13 protein-coding genes are annotated in these 13,732 nt (G+C 62.3%); 7 read left to right on the top strand and 6 right to left on the bottom strand.

The window, feature by feature from the left end; genetic code table 11:
- Nucleotides 1-56 precede the first annotated feature (56 nt).
- Nucleotides 57-2,297, bottom strand: a complete 2,241-nt coding sequence (locus tag L0U81_RS04435) for an NADP-dependent isocitrate dehydrogenase (RefSeq protein ID WP_233800363.1) — start codon at nucleotides 2,295-2,297, stop codon at nucleotides 57-59.
- A gap of 325 nt (nucleotides 2,298-2,622) precedes the next feature.
- Between L0U81_RS04435 and L0U81_RS04430 the strand changes: the two genes are divergently transcribed.
- From L0U81_RS04430 to L0U81_RS04415, 4 genes are all read left to right on the top strand, one after another.
- Nucleotides 2,623-3,450, top strand: a complete 828-nt coding sequence (locus tag L0U81_RS04430; RefSeq protein ID WP_233800362.1) for an AraC family transcriptional regulator — start codon at nucleotides 2,623-2,625, stop codon at nucleotides 3,448-3,450.
- A gap of 81 nt (nucleotides 3,451-3,531) precedes the next feature.
- Nucleotides 3,532-3,933 (top strand): cupin domain-containing protein, encoded by a 402-nt coding sequence (locus L0U81_RS04425; protein WP_233800361.1) that lies wholly within the window; start codon nucleotides 3,532-3,534, stop codon nucleotides 3,931-3,933.
- Entirely contained in the window at nucleotides 3,924-4,418 is a 495-nt protein-coding gene (locus L0U81_RS04420; protein ID WP_233800360.1) for a GNAT family N-acetyltransferase, read from the top strand. Before L0U81_RS04425 ends, L0U81_RS04420 begins: the two co-directional genes overlap by 10 nt.
- A gap of 85 nt (nucleotides 4,419-4,503) precedes the next feature.
- The gene (locus tag L0U81_RS04415; protein WP_233800359.1) at nucleotides 4,504-4,734 is read left to right on the top strand and encodes a YlcI/YnfO family protein; all 231 of its coding nucleotides are present in this window, start codon (nucleotides 4,504-4,506) and stop codon (nucleotides 4,732-4,734) included.
- 238 nt (nucleotides 4,735-4,972) lie between these two features.
- Here L0U81_RS04415 and L0U81_RS04410 read toward each other — a convergent pair whose 3' ends face one another.
- Nucleotides 4,973-5,755: an ABC transporter substrate-binding protein gene (locus L0U81_RS04410; RefSeq protein WP_233800358.1), complete on the bottom strand. Its 783-nt coding sequence runs from the start codon at nucleotides 5,753-5,755 to the stop codon at nucleotides 4,973-4,975.
- Nucleotides 5,756-6,647: 892 nt separating this feature from the next.
- Between L0U81_RS04410 and L0U81_RS04405 the strand changes: the two genes are divergently transcribed.
- From L0U81_RS04405 to L0U81_RS04395, 3 genes are read left to right on the top strand one after another with little or no spacing between them, the layout of a single operon-like run.
- A complete protein-coding gene (locus L0U81_RS04405) occupies nucleotides 6,648-7,142 on the top strand; it encodes a DUF305 domain-containing protein (protein ID WP_233800357.1) in 495 nt (164 codons plus the stop codon).
- On the top strand, nucleotides 7,142-8,620 hold the full coding sequence (locus tag L0U81_RS04400) for a YncE family protein (RefSeq protein WP_233800356.1): 1,479 nt from the start codon (nucleotides 7,142-7,144) through the stop codon (nucleotides 8,618-8,620). The genes L0U81_RS04405 and L0U81_RS04400 overlap by 1 nt, the downstream gene beginning before the upstream one ends.
- Nucleotides 8,617-8,784 (top strand): hypothetical protein, encoded by a 168-nt coding sequence (locus L0U81_RS04395; RefSeq protein WP_233800355.1) that lies wholly within the window; start codon nucleotides 8,617-8,619, stop codon nucleotides 8,782-8,784. The genes L0U81_RS04400 and L0U81_RS04395 overlap by 4 nt, the downstream gene beginning before the upstream one ends.
- A 24-nt stretch (nucleotides 8,785-8,808) precedes the next feature.
- On the opposite strand, the gene L0U81_RS04390 is transcribed toward L0U81_RS04395, so the two are convergent.
- The 4 genes from L0U81_RS04390 to L0U81_RS04375 all read right to left on the bottom strand — a co-directional run bounded on the left by L0U81_RS04390 (nucleotide 8,809) and on the right by L0U81_RS04375 (nucleotide 13,650).
- Nucleotides 8,809-9,285 carry a DNA-deoxyinosine glycosylase gene (locus L0U81_RS04390; protein ID WP_233800354.1) on the bottom strand — a complete coding sequence of 159 codons (477 nt, stop codon included), beginning with the start codon at nucleotides 9,283-9,285 and terminating at the stop codon, nucleotides 8,809-8,811.
- Nucleotides 9,285-10,001: a chorismate--pyruvate lyase family protein gene (locus tag L0U81_RS04385; RefSeq protein WP_233800353.1), complete on the bottom strand. Its 717-nt coding sequence runs from the start codon at nucleotides 9,999-10,001 to the stop codon at nucleotides 9,285-9,287. The genes L0U81_RS04390 and L0U81_RS04385 overlap by 1 nt, the downstream gene beginning before the upstream one ends.
- A 186-nt stretch (nucleotides 10,002-10,187) precedes the next feature.
- Complete coding sequence (gene htpG, locus L0U81_RS04380) at nucleotides 10,188-12,086, bottom strand: molecular chaperone HtpG (RefSeq protein ID WP_233800352.1); 1,899 nt, start codon at nucleotides 12,084-12,086, stop codon at nucleotides 10,188-10,190.
- Between the two features lie 106 nt (nucleotides 12,087-12,192).
- Nucleotides 12,193-13,650 carry an aminotransferase-like domain-containing protein gene (locus tag L0U81_RS04375; protein WP_233800351.1) on the bottom strand — a complete coding sequence of 486 codons (1,458 nt, stop codon included), beginning with the start codon at nucleotides 13,648-13,650 and terminating at the stop codon, nucleotides 12,193-12,195.
- Nucleotides 13,651-13,732: the final 82 nt, after the last annotated feature.

The following is a 13,732-nucleotide window of genomic DNA, read 5'->3' as shown; positions in this document are numbered from 1 at the left end:
TCCCTGCGACGAGCCGCCCACTGGCGGCTCGCCATCACCTCACTTCACGCGTCACGTCACTCGACGCGAACCGACTTGAGCGCCTCGTTCAACGTGCGGCTCGGCCGCATCACCTCGGCGAGCTTGTCGAAGTCCGGCTTGTAATAGCCGCCGATGTCCGCCGGCTTGCCCTGCACCGAGGCGAGCTCCGCGAGAATCACCTGCTCGTTGGCGCTCAGCTGCGTCGCGAGCGGCGCGAACTGCGCGGCGAGCTCGGCGTCGTCCGTTTGCGCGGCCAGCTCCTGCGCCCAGAACATTGCCAGATAGAACTGGCTGCCGCGATTGTCTAGCTCGCCGGTCTTCGGGCTCGGGCTGCGATTGTTCTCGAGCAGCTTGCCGGTCGCGGTGTCGAGCGTCTTCGCGAGGATCTTCGCCTTGTTGTTGCCGGTCTTGATGCCCAGTTCTTCAAGCGACACCGCCAGCGCGAGGAATTCGCCAAGCGAGTCCCAGCGCAGATGGTTCTCTTCGACGAGCTGCTTCACGTGCTTCGGCGCCGAACCGCCGGCGCCGGTCTCGTACATGCCGCCGCCCGCCATCAGCGGCACGATCGACAGCATCTTCGCGCTCGTGCCCAGCTCCATGATCGGGAACAGGTCGGTCAGATAATCGCGCAGGATGTTGCCGGTGACCGAAATCGTATCGAGCCCGCGCACGACGCGCTCGAGCGTGTAACGCATCGCGCGCACCTGCGACATGATCTGGATGTCGAGGCCCGTGGTGTCGTAATCCTTCAGGTAGGTCTCGACCTTCTTGATCAGTTCCGCTTCGTGCGGGCGATACGGGTCGAGCCAGAACACCGCGGGCGTGCCCGAATTGCGCACGCGCGTGACCGCGAGCTTGACCCAATCGCGGATCGCCGCGTCCTTCACCTGGCACATGCGCCAGATGTCGCCCTGCTCGACGTTCTGCGTGAGCAGCACCTCGCCGGTCGCAAGATCCACGATGCGCGCCTCGCCGTCCTCCGGCACTTCGAAGGTCTTGTCGTGCGAGCCGTATTCCTCGGCCTTCTGCGCCATCAGGCCGACGTTCGGCACGGTGCCCATCGTGACCGGATCGAATGCGCCGTTGGTCTTGCAGAAGTTGATCATCTCCTGATAGATACGCGCGAACGTGCTCTCCGGAATCACCGCCTTGGTGTCTTTCGGACGGCCGTCGGCGCCCCACATCTTGCCGCCGAGGCGGATCATCGCCGGCATCGACGCGTCGACGATCACGTCGTTCGGCGCGTGCAGGTTCGAGATGCCCTTTGCCGAATCGACCATCGCCAGTTCCGGACGATGCTCGTGACACGCGTGCATGTCGCGGATCACTTCTTCGCGCTGCGATTCCGGCAACGTCTCCAGTTTCTCGTACAGATTGACGAGGCCGTTGTTGACGTTCACGCCGAGCTCGTCGAAGAGCTTGCCGTGCTTGGCGAACGCATCCTTGTAGAACACCTTCACCGCGTGGCCGAAGACGATCGGGTGCGAAATCTTCATCATCGTCGCCTTCACGTGCAGCGACAGCATCACGCCGGTCTTGCGCGCGTCTTCCATCTGCTCTTCATAGAACGCGAGCAGCGCCTTCCGGCTCATGAACATGCTGTCGATAATCTCGCCGTCCAGCAGCGCGACCTTCGGTTTCAGCACGAGCGTCTTGCCGCTCTTCGTGACGAGTTCCATCTTCACGTCGCGCGCGTGATCGAGCGTCATCGATTTTTCGCCGTGATAGAAGTCGCCGTGCCGCATGTGCGCGACGTGCGTGCGCGACGCCATGCTCCATTCGGCCATGCTGTGCGGATGCTTGCGCGCGTAGTTCTTCACCGCGGCCGGTGCGCGACGGTCCGAATTGCCCTCGCGCAGCACCGGGTTCACCGCGCTGCCGAGACACTTGGAGTAGCGCTGACGGATCGCCTTCTCTTCGTCGGTCTTCGGATCTTCCGGATAGTCGGGCACCTTGTAGCCCTTAGCCTGCAGTTCCCTGATCGCGCTCGTCAGTTGCGGCACCGATGCGCTGATGTTGGGAAGCTTGATGATGTTGGTGTCGGGCAACGAGGTCAGGCGACCCAGTTCCGCGAGATTGTCGGGCACGCGCTGCGCTTCGGTCAGAAACTCTGGGAACTCGCCGAGGATGCGGCCCGCGACCGAAATGTCGCTGGTCTCGACCTCGATGCCGGCCGGCGCGGTGAAGGTCCGGATGATCGGCAGGAACGCCGCGGTCGCGAGCAGCGGGGCCTCGTCGGTGAGGGTGTAGATGATGGTCGGTTGCTGGGTCGTCATTGCTGGGCTCTGGGCGGGCGGTTGAAAGGCATCTCGCGCGTGATACGGGGCAGGATGCGCAAATTTCGATCAGGAAAACGACAACACGAGGACCCTGGCACATGGCGATGCGGGGCCCCGGAACGCCTGAGCGGAACGCTTAAGCGAACACGGCGGACGGCTTCGCGCAGCGGGTCGCTCGTTTGGATTCTGCCTCATTTTTGTGCTACGGGGAGAATTCGGTCAGTCGCACTATCACGCATGCCAGGCGTGCGAGCATTCGCGCCGCTACAATGATCTGATCTCGATGTTCCCGCAGATCTGCCAAACCAAGCCGGAGCGTGTGATGGACGACGACATCAACCAACTCCAATCCGACTGGATTTCCCGTTCGGAACCCACTGACGGAATCGAACGCATCGAAGCGTTTTTCCATGGCAACGCGTACTCGATGCATCGGCACGACACGTATGCGATTGGCCTGACCCTCTCAGGCGTCCAATGCTTCCATTACCGGCGCGGTTTGCGCACCAGCCTGCCCGGACAGACGATGGTTCTCCATCCCGACGAAGTGCACGACGGTCAGGCCGGCACGAAGGAGGGATTTCGTTACCAGATGATTTACGTACAGCCCGCTGCGATCCAGGAAGTCCTCGGCGGCCGCCCCCTGCCGTTCGTCGAAGGCGGGGTCACGAACGATCCGCGCCTGTTCGAAGCGACGAAAGCAGCGCTGCGCCAGATGCGCGGCGACGCGGAGCCACTCGAACGCGACGACGCTCTCGCCGGCCTCGCGCTCGCGCTGGATAACGCGTCGGGCGCACGACCGACGCGCAAATCCGCAAATTTCGCGGCAGCGCAGCGGGCGCGGGAATATCTGCATGCATCGTGCACCCGCGCCGTCACGCTCGATGAACTCGCCGCCGTCAGCGGAGAGGACCGCTGGAGCCTGTCGCGCGATTTCAGAACCTTTTACGGTACCAGTCCCCATCACTATCTGGTCATGCGCCGGCTCGAAGCGGCGCGCGCGATGATGCTGCGCGGCGTTTGCCTCGTGGACACCGCGGCCGCCGCCGGCTTCGCCGACCAGAGCCACATGACCCGACATTTTCGCCACGCGTACGGAATCCCTCCCGCACGTTGGCTCGCGATAATGAGCGATCGGCGCGCCGGCTAGCGCAAGCCTGCACGATCGTTCAAGACACCCGCCGGCGGCCGGACTAAGCTCTGTTCCACGTATCACCGCAATGGAGCCACCATGCACAGCGATTCCCAGCCAACACCGGAGCAACGCGGCCAATACAAGACGATCAACCTGCTCGACAAGATCAGTCAGATCGACGGCCACTGGCAGCCGCGCGTCGTTGCTGAAATGAATGACTATCAGTTCAAGGTCGTAAAGCTAGTCGGCGATTTCGTCTGGCATCGGCATGCCGATACCGACGAAACGTTCATCGTCCTCGAAGGCCGGTTGCGCATCGACTTCCGCGACCGTTCGATCGAACTGTTGCCCGGAGAAATGGCGGTGGTTCCAAAGGGAGTCGAGCACAAGCCGTATGCCGGGTCCGAAGTGAAGCTGCTGCTGATCGAACCGCGCGGCGTCGTCAACACCGGCGATACGACCAACGAAAGAACGGCCGAAAACGACGTATGGATCTGAGAGCCGCCATGCAAACGCCGCGGCCGATCGTTCGCGAAGCCGTTTTCCCCGCCGATACGCACAGCCTCGTCGCCTTGATCCGCGAGTATGTCCGCTGGCTGGATATGGATCTGTCGTACCGGGGATTCGACGCTGAAATGGACGCGTTCGAACCCGTTTATACCTTGCCATCCGGCATGTTCTTCGTCGCAGACGCCGGCGGCGAACTCGCCGGTTGCGCGGGGCTGCTTCGTCATACGGCAGAGACCGCGGAAATCAAGCGGCTCTATGTTCGCGAAGCATTCAGAGGGTTGTCGCTTGGCGAAACGCTGGTCACATCGGTGATCAGGAAAGCGAAGTCATTGGGATTCTCGACGCTGGTTCTCGACTCAGTTCCGCAAACCCGTTTTGCACAGGGCATTTACGAGCGGTTGGGGTTCGTCGAAACCGCGCCCTACTACGAGAATCCGGTGGACGGCACCCGGTTCCTTGCACTCAAGCTATGACGGTGGATTCGGCCGACCGGTTGACTTGCGCCAGCATGGCTAGCGGCGGATAAAGCATCGCAATTGCGATGCTTTGTGAGACCCCATGAAATTTGCCGCCTTTCCATCCATCCGGGTTGAACCGGAACTACGCGACGCCGCCGAAAGCGTCCTCGGCGAAGGAGAAACGCTGTCGGGTTTCGTCGAGCAATCGATCCGCGAGAGCATTGAACGCCGTCGCAACCAAAGCGAATTCATTGCCCGTGGCATCGCATCGCGCGAAGCGAGCAGACATACCGGCGACTGTTCGAGCAACGCGTCGAGCCGGGCCGGATAGTCCATGTCAACCAGATCCCGTTCTATCACCTCACCGACCAGGAACCAGAATATGTTGGGGTTTTGGTCAATTTGACATCGACGAGCCCCTGACCGGCCGGCCCTTCCCGTAGCCCTCCTCCATGCGGGCCGTTGCCTCCGAGGTTGCGCGGCGCGCGTAGCTCGCGTTTTATCGCAGCATCGCGCGCTTCCAATCTCAGGCATCGTGCGCAGGGCTACGCCCCCCGCACAGCATCCCATCAACCGCCGTAAATGTCGAAGGCGAAGTACTTGGCCGCGAGTTTCTTGTAAGTGCCGTCCTTGAGCATGTCCGCGATGGCTTGATCGATCTTTGCCTTCAGGTCGGGGTCGTCCTTGCGCAGACCGATGCCAGCGCCGACGCCGAGCACCTTTTCGTCGACCAGTTCTTCGCCGACGAACTGGTAGCCCGCGCCGCGGGGCGTCTTCAGGAAGCCCAGGTCAGCCTGCACTTCGTCCTGCAGCGTCGCATCCAGGCGGCCCGACAGAAGATCGGCATAGACCTGATCCTGATTCTCGTATGACACGACGTTCGCTCCCTTCGGTGCCCAGAAGGTCTTCGCATAGGTTTCCTGGGTCGTGCCCTGCTCGACTCCCACCGACTTGCCCTTCAGCGACTCCACAGTCGGCAGGATCGTCGCGCCCTTCTTCACGACGAGGCGTGTCGGCTGGTTGTAGATCTTTGTCGAGAAGGCGATCTGTTCGGCCCGTTGCGGCGTGATCGACATCGACGACAGCACCGCATCGAACTTCCTGGCCTTCAGGGCCGGGATCATCCCGTCGAAGTCGTTTTCGGACCACACACACTTCGCTTTCAGGCGCGCGCAGATTTCATTGCCGAGATCGATGTCGAAACCGACAAGCTTGCCATCGGCTGCCTTCGATTCGAACGGTGCATAGGTCGCGTCGGTGCCAAAGCGGATGGTGCTCCAGTCCTTTGCGTGGGCGGCGCCTGCGGATATGGCAAGCAGGGTAACCGAAAAGGCTGCAATCAGTTTCTTCATCTTATTCGCTCCTAGGAGTGGTGTATCCAGTTCAGAACGGCTTGTTGTAAGGACTGCGCACCGGAGGCCAGCGACCTGAACGGCACTGTCCCCCCGGACGGCGCCCCTGTCCCTGGCGGCGTATCCGCATTGGGACTATAGGCGAAAAATAAAATAAAAGTCTGAAATGGACAAAAAAGACGTTACCGGTGATGATGCTCCGGTGTTGCCGAGCCTTTGGGCACTCCGCCCGAGCGGACGTCGCCTGATGCCGCTCCTGATGCACGCATTGAGCGGGTGCTTGCAGCGCTGCCGTCACTGCTGACAGACGCAATGCTGGGTGCGGGCGTGTTTCGTGACACGCTTGCTATCGGCCCGACATGACCGGGTTGCACGAGCGCCGTGCAGAAAGCGATCCTCGTGTCGAGTGACGCGGCAAGTGAAAACCGCGACGCTGATTCCAAAGGGCTTTTTCACTAACGGTGGCACGCATGTCCTGGCCTGTGCCGTGCGTTGTGAAAATTCCTGATGGTTGCGCCATAAATGATGAAAATTCTCAACGTAGGGCAGCAGGTCTAAATCGACCGGGCAGATTGCAAACCTCTGCAAGCGGTATGCGGCAAGATGCGGCCAACTCCGGCCTCTCCCCCGAGAGCCCGGGCTGTCACTCAAATGTCGGCTCGGCGTCCAGCAACGGACCTTCATGCGGCGATCATGTTCGTCGCGTCCTCGGACAAAGATGCCGTGATTCGGAGCGACACTTTGGTGTGGACTGCGAACATGGGCCTCCGGAAAGCTCGAAAGGTCAAGCCAGCACGTCTTCCGCGAAAAAAGTGTCAGGCACACGGAATAACCTCGCATCCGACGGGTTCACTCGAATGAGACACGTGCCAACCACAACAGGAGAATCATCGTGCGCACCCCCGTTCCTCGTACCGCGCGAACGATCCTGAGCGTCGTCATCGCCCTTGCGATCTCAGCGCTTTGTGATTCGCGTGCATTCACTGCAGGTTTGCAGACCGCGGCTTCTGACGAAGCGCCCTTTCTGGCGGAGAACGATGCCGCCATGACAAGGATGATGGAAGGTATGTCCGTGAAGCCGACAGGCGATGTCGATCGTGATTTCGTCGCAATGATGGTGCCTCACCATCAAGGCGCCATCGACATGGCACAGGCTGAACTGCGCTATGGCCACAACGAACAATTGCGTCGCATCGCGCAAGAAATCGTCGTCGAGCAACAGCAGGAAATTGTCGCCATGCGCGTCGCGCTCGGCCAGCCATTGCCGCCGTCGGCGCCTGCTCAAGACCAGCAAAAGCCGGCTTCCGCTCCCGCCGCCCACACCCACCCGACGCCCCACCCCGGCATGCAAATGGATATGCCGAACACTACGCGAGAGGAGCAGTGATGAAACCCACAACAATTTTCACCATCGCACTGTCTGCAGCCGCGCTGGCCGCAGCGCAGCACGCCTGGGCAGGGCAGGCGCCGGGATCGCTCGCCGATCCCGACATTCCGGTAAGCCACCATGATCGGGTTTATGCCGCCGAGCAGTTTTCGAACACGGTGTCGGTGATCGACCCGGCCGACAACAAGCTGGTCGGCCTGATTCGCCTCGGCGACCCGTCGCCGGGCAATTTCAGTCCGTTGTACAAAGGCCAATTGCTGGTGCATGGGATGGGTTACTCACCGGACCATCGCACGATCGCGGTCGTCTCCATCGGATCGAACTCGGTTTCATTCATCGATACGCAGACGAACGCCATCAATCATGTCACCTACGTTGGCCGCTCGCCTCACGAGGCCTTCTTTACGCCTGATGGAAAGGAAGTCTGGGTGACCGTGCGCGGCGAAAACTACGTCGCGGTACTCGACGGGACGACGTTCGAGGAGAAAACACGCATAACTGTCCCAGCTGGCCCTGGCATGCAAATCTTCTCATCGGACGGGAAGTATGGTTACGTCTGCTCATCCTTCAATCCGGAGACTGAGATAGTTTCCGTGGCTGACCACAAGATCGTCGGCGCAGTCAAGCAGGCAAGCCCGTTCTGTCCGGACATTGCCGCGACCCCTGACGGCAAGCAGGTCTGGTTCACGCTCAAGGACGTGGGTAAGGTGCAGGTGTTCGATGCGAGGCCGCCATTCGCGCTGATCAAGACACTCGACACGGGCCCGATTACCAACCATGTAAACATCGTGCATAACGCCAACGGCATGTTCGCGTACGTGACGGTCGGCGGCCTGAATGTTGTCAAGGTGTTCCGAACGGATGACTTCTCGCAGGTCGCGACAGTTCCGGTCGGTAACCTGCCGCATGGGCTCTGGCCGTCGGGTGACGGTAGCCGCATCTACGTCGGTCTCGAGAACGCCGATGCAATGACTGCAATCGATACGCTGACCAACAAGGTCATCGCAACCATACCGATCGGGCAGGCGCCGCAAGCAGTCACCTATGTGCCGAACGCGGTGCCGGAAGGTGATGGGTCGCAGAACCTGCAGGCACTCGGCCTCGCTGGTCAGAGTGCCCACATTACATTAGTGCCGGCGGGATCGACCAAGCCGACAGACGCCGCCGATGCACCGACGACTGTCGCGTTGTTTGATCAGGGTCTCGTGCAGGTGCTCCAGGCCGCCGTCACCGGCCTGCAAGCGAAGCAGCCCTATGTGCTGGGCCTGGCCGACAATCCCGACGGCACTGGCAACGTGCAAGTTCTCGCGAACTTCATGACCAATCCAGCGGGCTCCGCGATCGTCAACGCGCTCGGCCAGATTCGTCAACTGGTCACGCCAGGTGTGAGTTCCTCCGATGACAAGCACCGCTACCTCGTGATCGCCCCGCAGGCGTCGGGCCAGCCGTGGGCTCCGGTGCAGGTGCAGTCGCCATGAGCGAATTTGCCGCCGGATGCAAAGTTCGTATGGCTTGTTTGGCGCAGGACAGTGCGGCGATCTTGATCATGGCCAACGGCGGTTATAACCTTGGAACTCGCCGTTCGCCAGACCGCGCCGCACTGCCCACGTCGATCCAAACGAATCTATCGCGGCACTACTGATCCTGGAACGGGGATTCGCCGCAGTCAGCAGCGGATTCCCTGCCAAATGACAAGCTTCTGATCGAAAGAAAGCGTCGCATTCGCCGGGCTCGACGAAGGCAGCACGAGCGTTTCATACCCGGCAGCCCCGATCACTTCGGCAAATCGCCCTGCGGTCTTGCCGTTGAAGCAAACCTTCTTCAGCAACGGCGCATGCTCGAGCAGCGAATCGAAGTCGTTCGGCTTCGCATTCCGGATCGCCGAATCAAGACTGCCTTCACGATGGCACGCGGCGAGCACGTCCCAGATGCCGACGCCGTGCTTCAACACGCGTTCGAGACGCGCATCGTAGTCGAGCGCATGCAATTCCGATTCGCCAAACACGGCACCTAATAACTTCCAGAACTGATTGCGCGGGTGCGCGTAGTACTGCACCGCGGCCAGCGACGCTTCGCCGGGAAAACTGCCGAGTATCAGCGTGTGCGTGTCGGCAGCGACGACCGGGGGAAAGCCGCGCAACATCAGCGGCTCCGCTCGTCGGCGCTACGCGGCACGCTGTGCGCGCGCGACGCGGTGTGATCGAGTGGACGACCGTGTTCGCGCATCCGCCCGTGCGCGATATGCGCCGCGCCGGCGCCTGAGGCGGCAGCGTGCGCGCGAGCGGCCGCGTCCAACGCACGCAAATGCTCCCACAATGCCGGCAACATGCATTCGGTCACCATCAGCGGCGCGCCATGACGCTCGAACACCGAGCGACGCGCGACCAGCGCATGCGGCGCTTGCCGATCGCCGCCGTCGAATTCACGCGCGGCCAACCGATACAACGGATGCTGTTCCCCCACCCTGCGGCTCACCAGCGACGAACGCGCGACACTGCTATCGCTATACAGCAACTCCGCGAGGGGCCGCGTGCGCAGCCGCCGCGTCGCCTGCCAGATGCCGACGCTCGCGGCGCGTGGCGTCACGCTATGCGCGGCGACGAACGGCACGTCATCGACCGACAGCACCACTTCGCGCACCCACACCGGCGCGCGCGGCGCGAGTCCGAGCGCGGCGGCTTCGTCGGACCACGGCAGCGCGACCGCTTCGCGCGTCACGCGTACCGCGACCGCTCCGAGCGCGCGCAGATGCGCGGTCAGTGAACCGCCGCGGGTCAGCCAGTCTTTCTGGGCGGCGCTGAAAGTGGCCAAAGGCGCGACGCGCCAGTGGGCGTCAGCGGGATCGAAACGGATAGACATGGTGTCGGATTATAGCGGCGCGGTCTGACTGCATTTTTTCGCAGCAACGCTTGCGCTCATTGCGCGCACTCCTCCAGGCAAGAATCCGACGCAATCCAGAAGACAAAAAAATGCGCTGCCAAAGCAGCGCATCTCTCAACCACGAAGGGTCAATCCAACAACGTGATCAACGCTCCCAACTCACGTTCAACCCGCGCGCGACAGCAGCAACGCATTGGTGCGCTTCACGAAGCTCGCCGGATCTTCCAGCGCGCCGCCTTCGGCGAGCAGGGCCTGATCGAACAGCAGATGGCACCAGTCGTCGAAATTCGCGCTATCCGCATGCAGGCCCTTCACCAGCGCGTGCTCCGGATTCACTTCGAGAATCGGATGGAACTCCGGCGCCTGCTGGCCCGCGGCCTTCAGCATGCGCTGCAGGTAGCCGCTCATTTCGCCGTCGTCGGCGACGAGGCACGACGGCGAGTCGGTCAGGCGGAACGTCAGACGCACGTCCTTCGCCTTGTCCTTCAGCGCATCCTTCATCTTCTCGACGAGCGGCTTGAATTCTTCGCCGATCTTCTCCTGCGCCTGTTTTTCCTCGTCGTTCAGCGCGCCGAGATCGAGGTCGCCGCGCGCGACGCTTTGCAGCGGCTTGCCGTCGAATTCATTCAGGAACGACAGCATCCATTCATCGACGCGATCGGTCAGCAGCAGCACTTCGACGCCCTTCTTGCGGAACACTTCGAGATGCGGGCTGTTCGACGCGGCCTGCCAGGTGTCGGCGGTCACGTAGTAGATCTTCGTCTGCTCAGGCTTCATGCGAGCGACGTAGTCGGCCAGCGCCACCGTCTGCTCAGTCGTTCCCGTATGCGTCGACGCGAAGCGCACGAGCTTTGCGACACGCTCGCGATTGGCGGAGTCCTCGCCGATGCCTTCCTTCAGCACCTGGCCGAACTCTTTCCAGAAGCCCGCGTACTTTTCCTTATCGGCGTCGTTCTCCGAGTTCGCGAGTTCTTCGAGCATCGACAGCGCGCGCTTCGTCACGCCTTCGCGGATCGCCTTCACGTCACGGCTTTCCTGCAGGATTTCGCGCGACACGTTCAGAGGCAGATCGGCCGAATCGACGACGCCCTTCACGAAGCGCAGATACGTGGGCAGCAGTTGCTCGGCGTCGTCCATGATGAACACGCGCTTCACGTACAGCTTCAGGCCGCCACGCTGCTCGCGGTTCCACAGATCGAACGGCGCATGCGCCGGCACGTACAGCAGCTGCGTGTATTCGCTGCGGCCTTCAACACGGTTATGCGTCCACGTCAGCGGGTCCTGATGATCGTGCGAGATGTGCTGGTAGAACTGCTTGTATTGATCGTCGCTGATGTCGTTCTTCGAACGGGTCCACAGCGCGCTCGCCTGATTGACGGTCTCATCCTCGTCCTTCGTGACCATCTCGCTCTTTTCCGCGTCCCACTCTTCCTTGTTCATCAGGATCGGCAGCGCGACGTGGTCCGAGTACTTCTGGATGATCGACTTCAGGCGATACGACGACAGCAGCTCGTCCTCATCGGCACGCAGATGCAGCGTGATGGTCGTGCCGCGCGCGGCGCGCCCGATCGTCTCGACCGCGAAATCGCCCTCGCCCGCGCTTTCCCAGCGCACGCCTTCCGAGGCCGGCAAACCGGCGCGGCGCGTTTCGACAGTGATCTTGTCCGCGACGATGAAGCCCGAGTAGAAACCCACGCCGAACTGGCCGATCAGTGCCGCATCCTTCTGCTGGTCGCCCGACAGCTTGCCGAAGAACTCTTTCGTGCCCGATCGCGCGATCGTGCCGAGGTGCGCGATCGTTTCGTCGCGGCTCATGCCGATGCCGTTGTCGTCGATTGTGACGGTGCGCGCGGCCTTGTCGAACGACACGCGAATCCGCAGGTTCGGATCGTTTTCGTACAGCGCGCTGTTTTCGATTGCCTCGAAGCGCAGCTTGTCGGCCGCGTCGGACGCGTTCGAGATCAGCTCGCGCAGAAAGATTTCCTTGTTGCTGTACAGCGAATGGATCATCAGTTGCAGAAGCTGCTTCACTTCTGCCTGAAAGCTCATGGTTTCTTGTGCCATGGTCGGACTTCCTCTCTGTTGCGAATGGGGGGGTGGACAGCGGCGAAACGCGGTTCGGGCCTGCCGCGCCGATCGTCCGCGCAAATGGGGACGCTCCGGCGCGGTTTCAAGAGGCGCGCCGCGCGACGCCGTCCAGATACCGGCTCAGGAACGCCGGCAACTCGGGATCGCCGCAATTGGCGATATTGAAGCGCATCCATGTGCTCGGCGACTGCTGCGGGGAAAACAGCCCGCCCGGCGTCAGCAGAAAGCCGGCTTCGTGCCCGGCCGCGGCGAGCGCGCCCGCGTCGACGCCGGTGTCGGCCCACAGGAACATGCCGGCCGTCGGCGTCAGGAACAGCTTCATGCCGGTATTCTCGATCATCCGCACGGCCTTCTCGCGCACGCCGTCGAGCCGCGCGCGAATGCGCTCGACGTGCCGCCGGTAATGGCCTTCGGTCAAAATTTTGTAGATCACGCGCTCGTTGAGTTCAGGGCTCGTCATGCCGACCAGCATCTTCTGATTGGCGACCACCGTCGCGACCTCCGGCGCGCATGCGATGAAACCGACACGCAGATTCGGCGCAAGCGTCTTCGAGAAGCTGCCGAGATAGATCACGCGCTTGAGCTGATCGAGGCTCGCGAGCCGCGTACCCGCGTAGCTGGGCGGGCACAGATCGCCGTAGATATCGTCCTCGACGACGATGAAGTCGTACGCTTCGGCAAGCCGCAGGATGCGGAACGCCTGCGCGGCGGTCAACGACGTGCCGGTCGGGTTCTGCAGCACCGAGTTGATCACCAGCATTTTGGGGCGCCATTCCTGGACCAGCGCTTCGAGCGCGTCGAGGTCCGGGCCGTCCGGCGTGTACGGCATGCCGACGAGCCGCGCGCCCTGCGAGGCGAAGCAGCCGAACATCTGAAACCACGCAGGATCGCCGACGATCACCGCATCGCCCGGCTTCACGTAAATGCGCGAAAGGAGGTCGATCGCCTGCGTGATGCCGGACACCATTACGATCTGCTCGGGCGACGCCCCTATCTCCAGTTCCTCGAGTCGCGTCTGCAACTGCTGGCGCAGCGGCAGGAAACCTTGCGCGGTGCCGATGCCGAGCATCTGCATGCCGCTTTGCCGGCCCAGCGTGCGCAACGCGTTGGTGATCAGGTCGCCATCGAGCCAACCGGCCGGCAGATAGCCGAGCCCCGGGCTGCGCTCGGGCCGCGCGCCGGTATGCAGCATGTTGCGCAGCAGCCAGACGACGTCGATTTTGGCTGGCGCGGGCAGGGTTTCGGCGCGCGGGCGCAGCTCGGCGACCGTCGCCGCGCCGCCCTGGCGCTCGCGCACATAGAAGCCGGAGCCGCGCCGCGACTCCAGAAAACCCTGCGCGACGAGGCGCTCGTACGCTTCGACTACCGTGAAGCGCGACACGCCCTTGTCGAGCGCGAGCTTGCGGATCGACGGCATGCGCATGCCGGGGCGAAACACGCGCTCCTCGATGCGGCGGCGCGCCCATTGGACGAGCTGTTCGACCAGCGTCAGCGACGCGGTGTCATGCGGGGCAGGAATCTGGGCAAGCGGGACAGACATGACGGGCTCCAACTGTACTGAGCAGTATCGCGTCGATTGTACCGTTACTGTGCAGGTCTCGGCCGCTACATTGGGATTCAGC

Source organism: Paraburkholderia sp. HP33-1, assembly GCF_021390595.1.
Lineage (GTDB): Bacteria > Pseudomonadota > Gammaproteobacteria > Burkholderiales > Burkholderiaceae > Paraburkholderia.
The sequence above is the reverse complement of the archived record's forward strand: the minus strand, read 5'-3'. Positions and strand labels throughout refer to the sequence as shown.

Excerpts from the sequence above, each read along its gene's own strand:
- L0U81_RS04435 (WP_233800363.1), bottom strand. The coding sequence starts at position 2,297 with ATGACGACCCAGCAACCGACCATCATCTACACCCTCACCGACGAGGCC.
- L0U81_RS04430 (WP_233800362.1), top strand. The coding sequence starts at position 2,623 with ATGGACGACGACATCAACCAACTCCAATCCGACTGGATTTCCCGTTCG.
- L0U81_RS04425 (WP_233800361.1), top strand. The coding sequence starts at position 3,532 with ATGCACAGCGATTCCCAGCCAACACCGGAGCAACGCGGCCAATACAAG.
- L0U81_RS04420 (WP_233800360.1), top strand. The coding sequence starts at position 3,924 with ATGGATCTGAGAGCCGCCATGCAAACGCCGCGGCCGATCGTTCGCGAA.
- L0U81_RS04415 (WP_233800359.1), top strand. The coding sequence starts at position 4,504 with ATGAAATTTGCCGCCTTTCCATCCATCCGGGTTGAACCGGAACTACGC.
- L0U81_RS04410 (WP_233800358.1), bottom strand. The coding sequence starts at position 5,755 with ATGAAGAAACTGATTGCAGCCTTTTCGGTTACCCTGCTTGCCATATCC.
- L0U81_RS04400 (WP_233800356.1), top strand. The coding sequence starts at position 7,142 with ATGAAACCCACAACAATTTTCACCATCGCACTGTCTGCAGCCGCGCTG.
- L0U81_RS04395 (WP_233800355.1), top strand. The coding sequence starts at position 8,617 with ATGAGCGAATTTGCCGCCGGATGCAAAGTTCGTATGGCTTGTTTGGCG.
- L0U81_RS04390 (WP_233800354.1), bottom strand. The coding sequence starts at position 9,285 with ATGTTGCGCGGCTTTCCCCCGGTCGTCGCTGCCGACACGCACACGCTG.
- L0U81_RS04385 (WP_233800353.1), bottom strand. The coding sequence starts at position 10,001 with ATGTCTATCCGTTTCGATCCCGCTGACGCCCACTGGCGCGTCGCGCCT.
- htpG (WP_233800352.1), bottom strand. The coding sequence starts at position 12,086 with ATGGCACAAGAAACCATGAGCTTTCAGGCAGAAGTGAAGCAGCTTCTG.
- L0U81_RS04375 (WP_233800351.1), bottom strand. The coding sequence starts at position 13,650 with ATGTCTGTCCCGCTTGCCCAGATTCCTGCCCCGCATGACACCGCGTCG.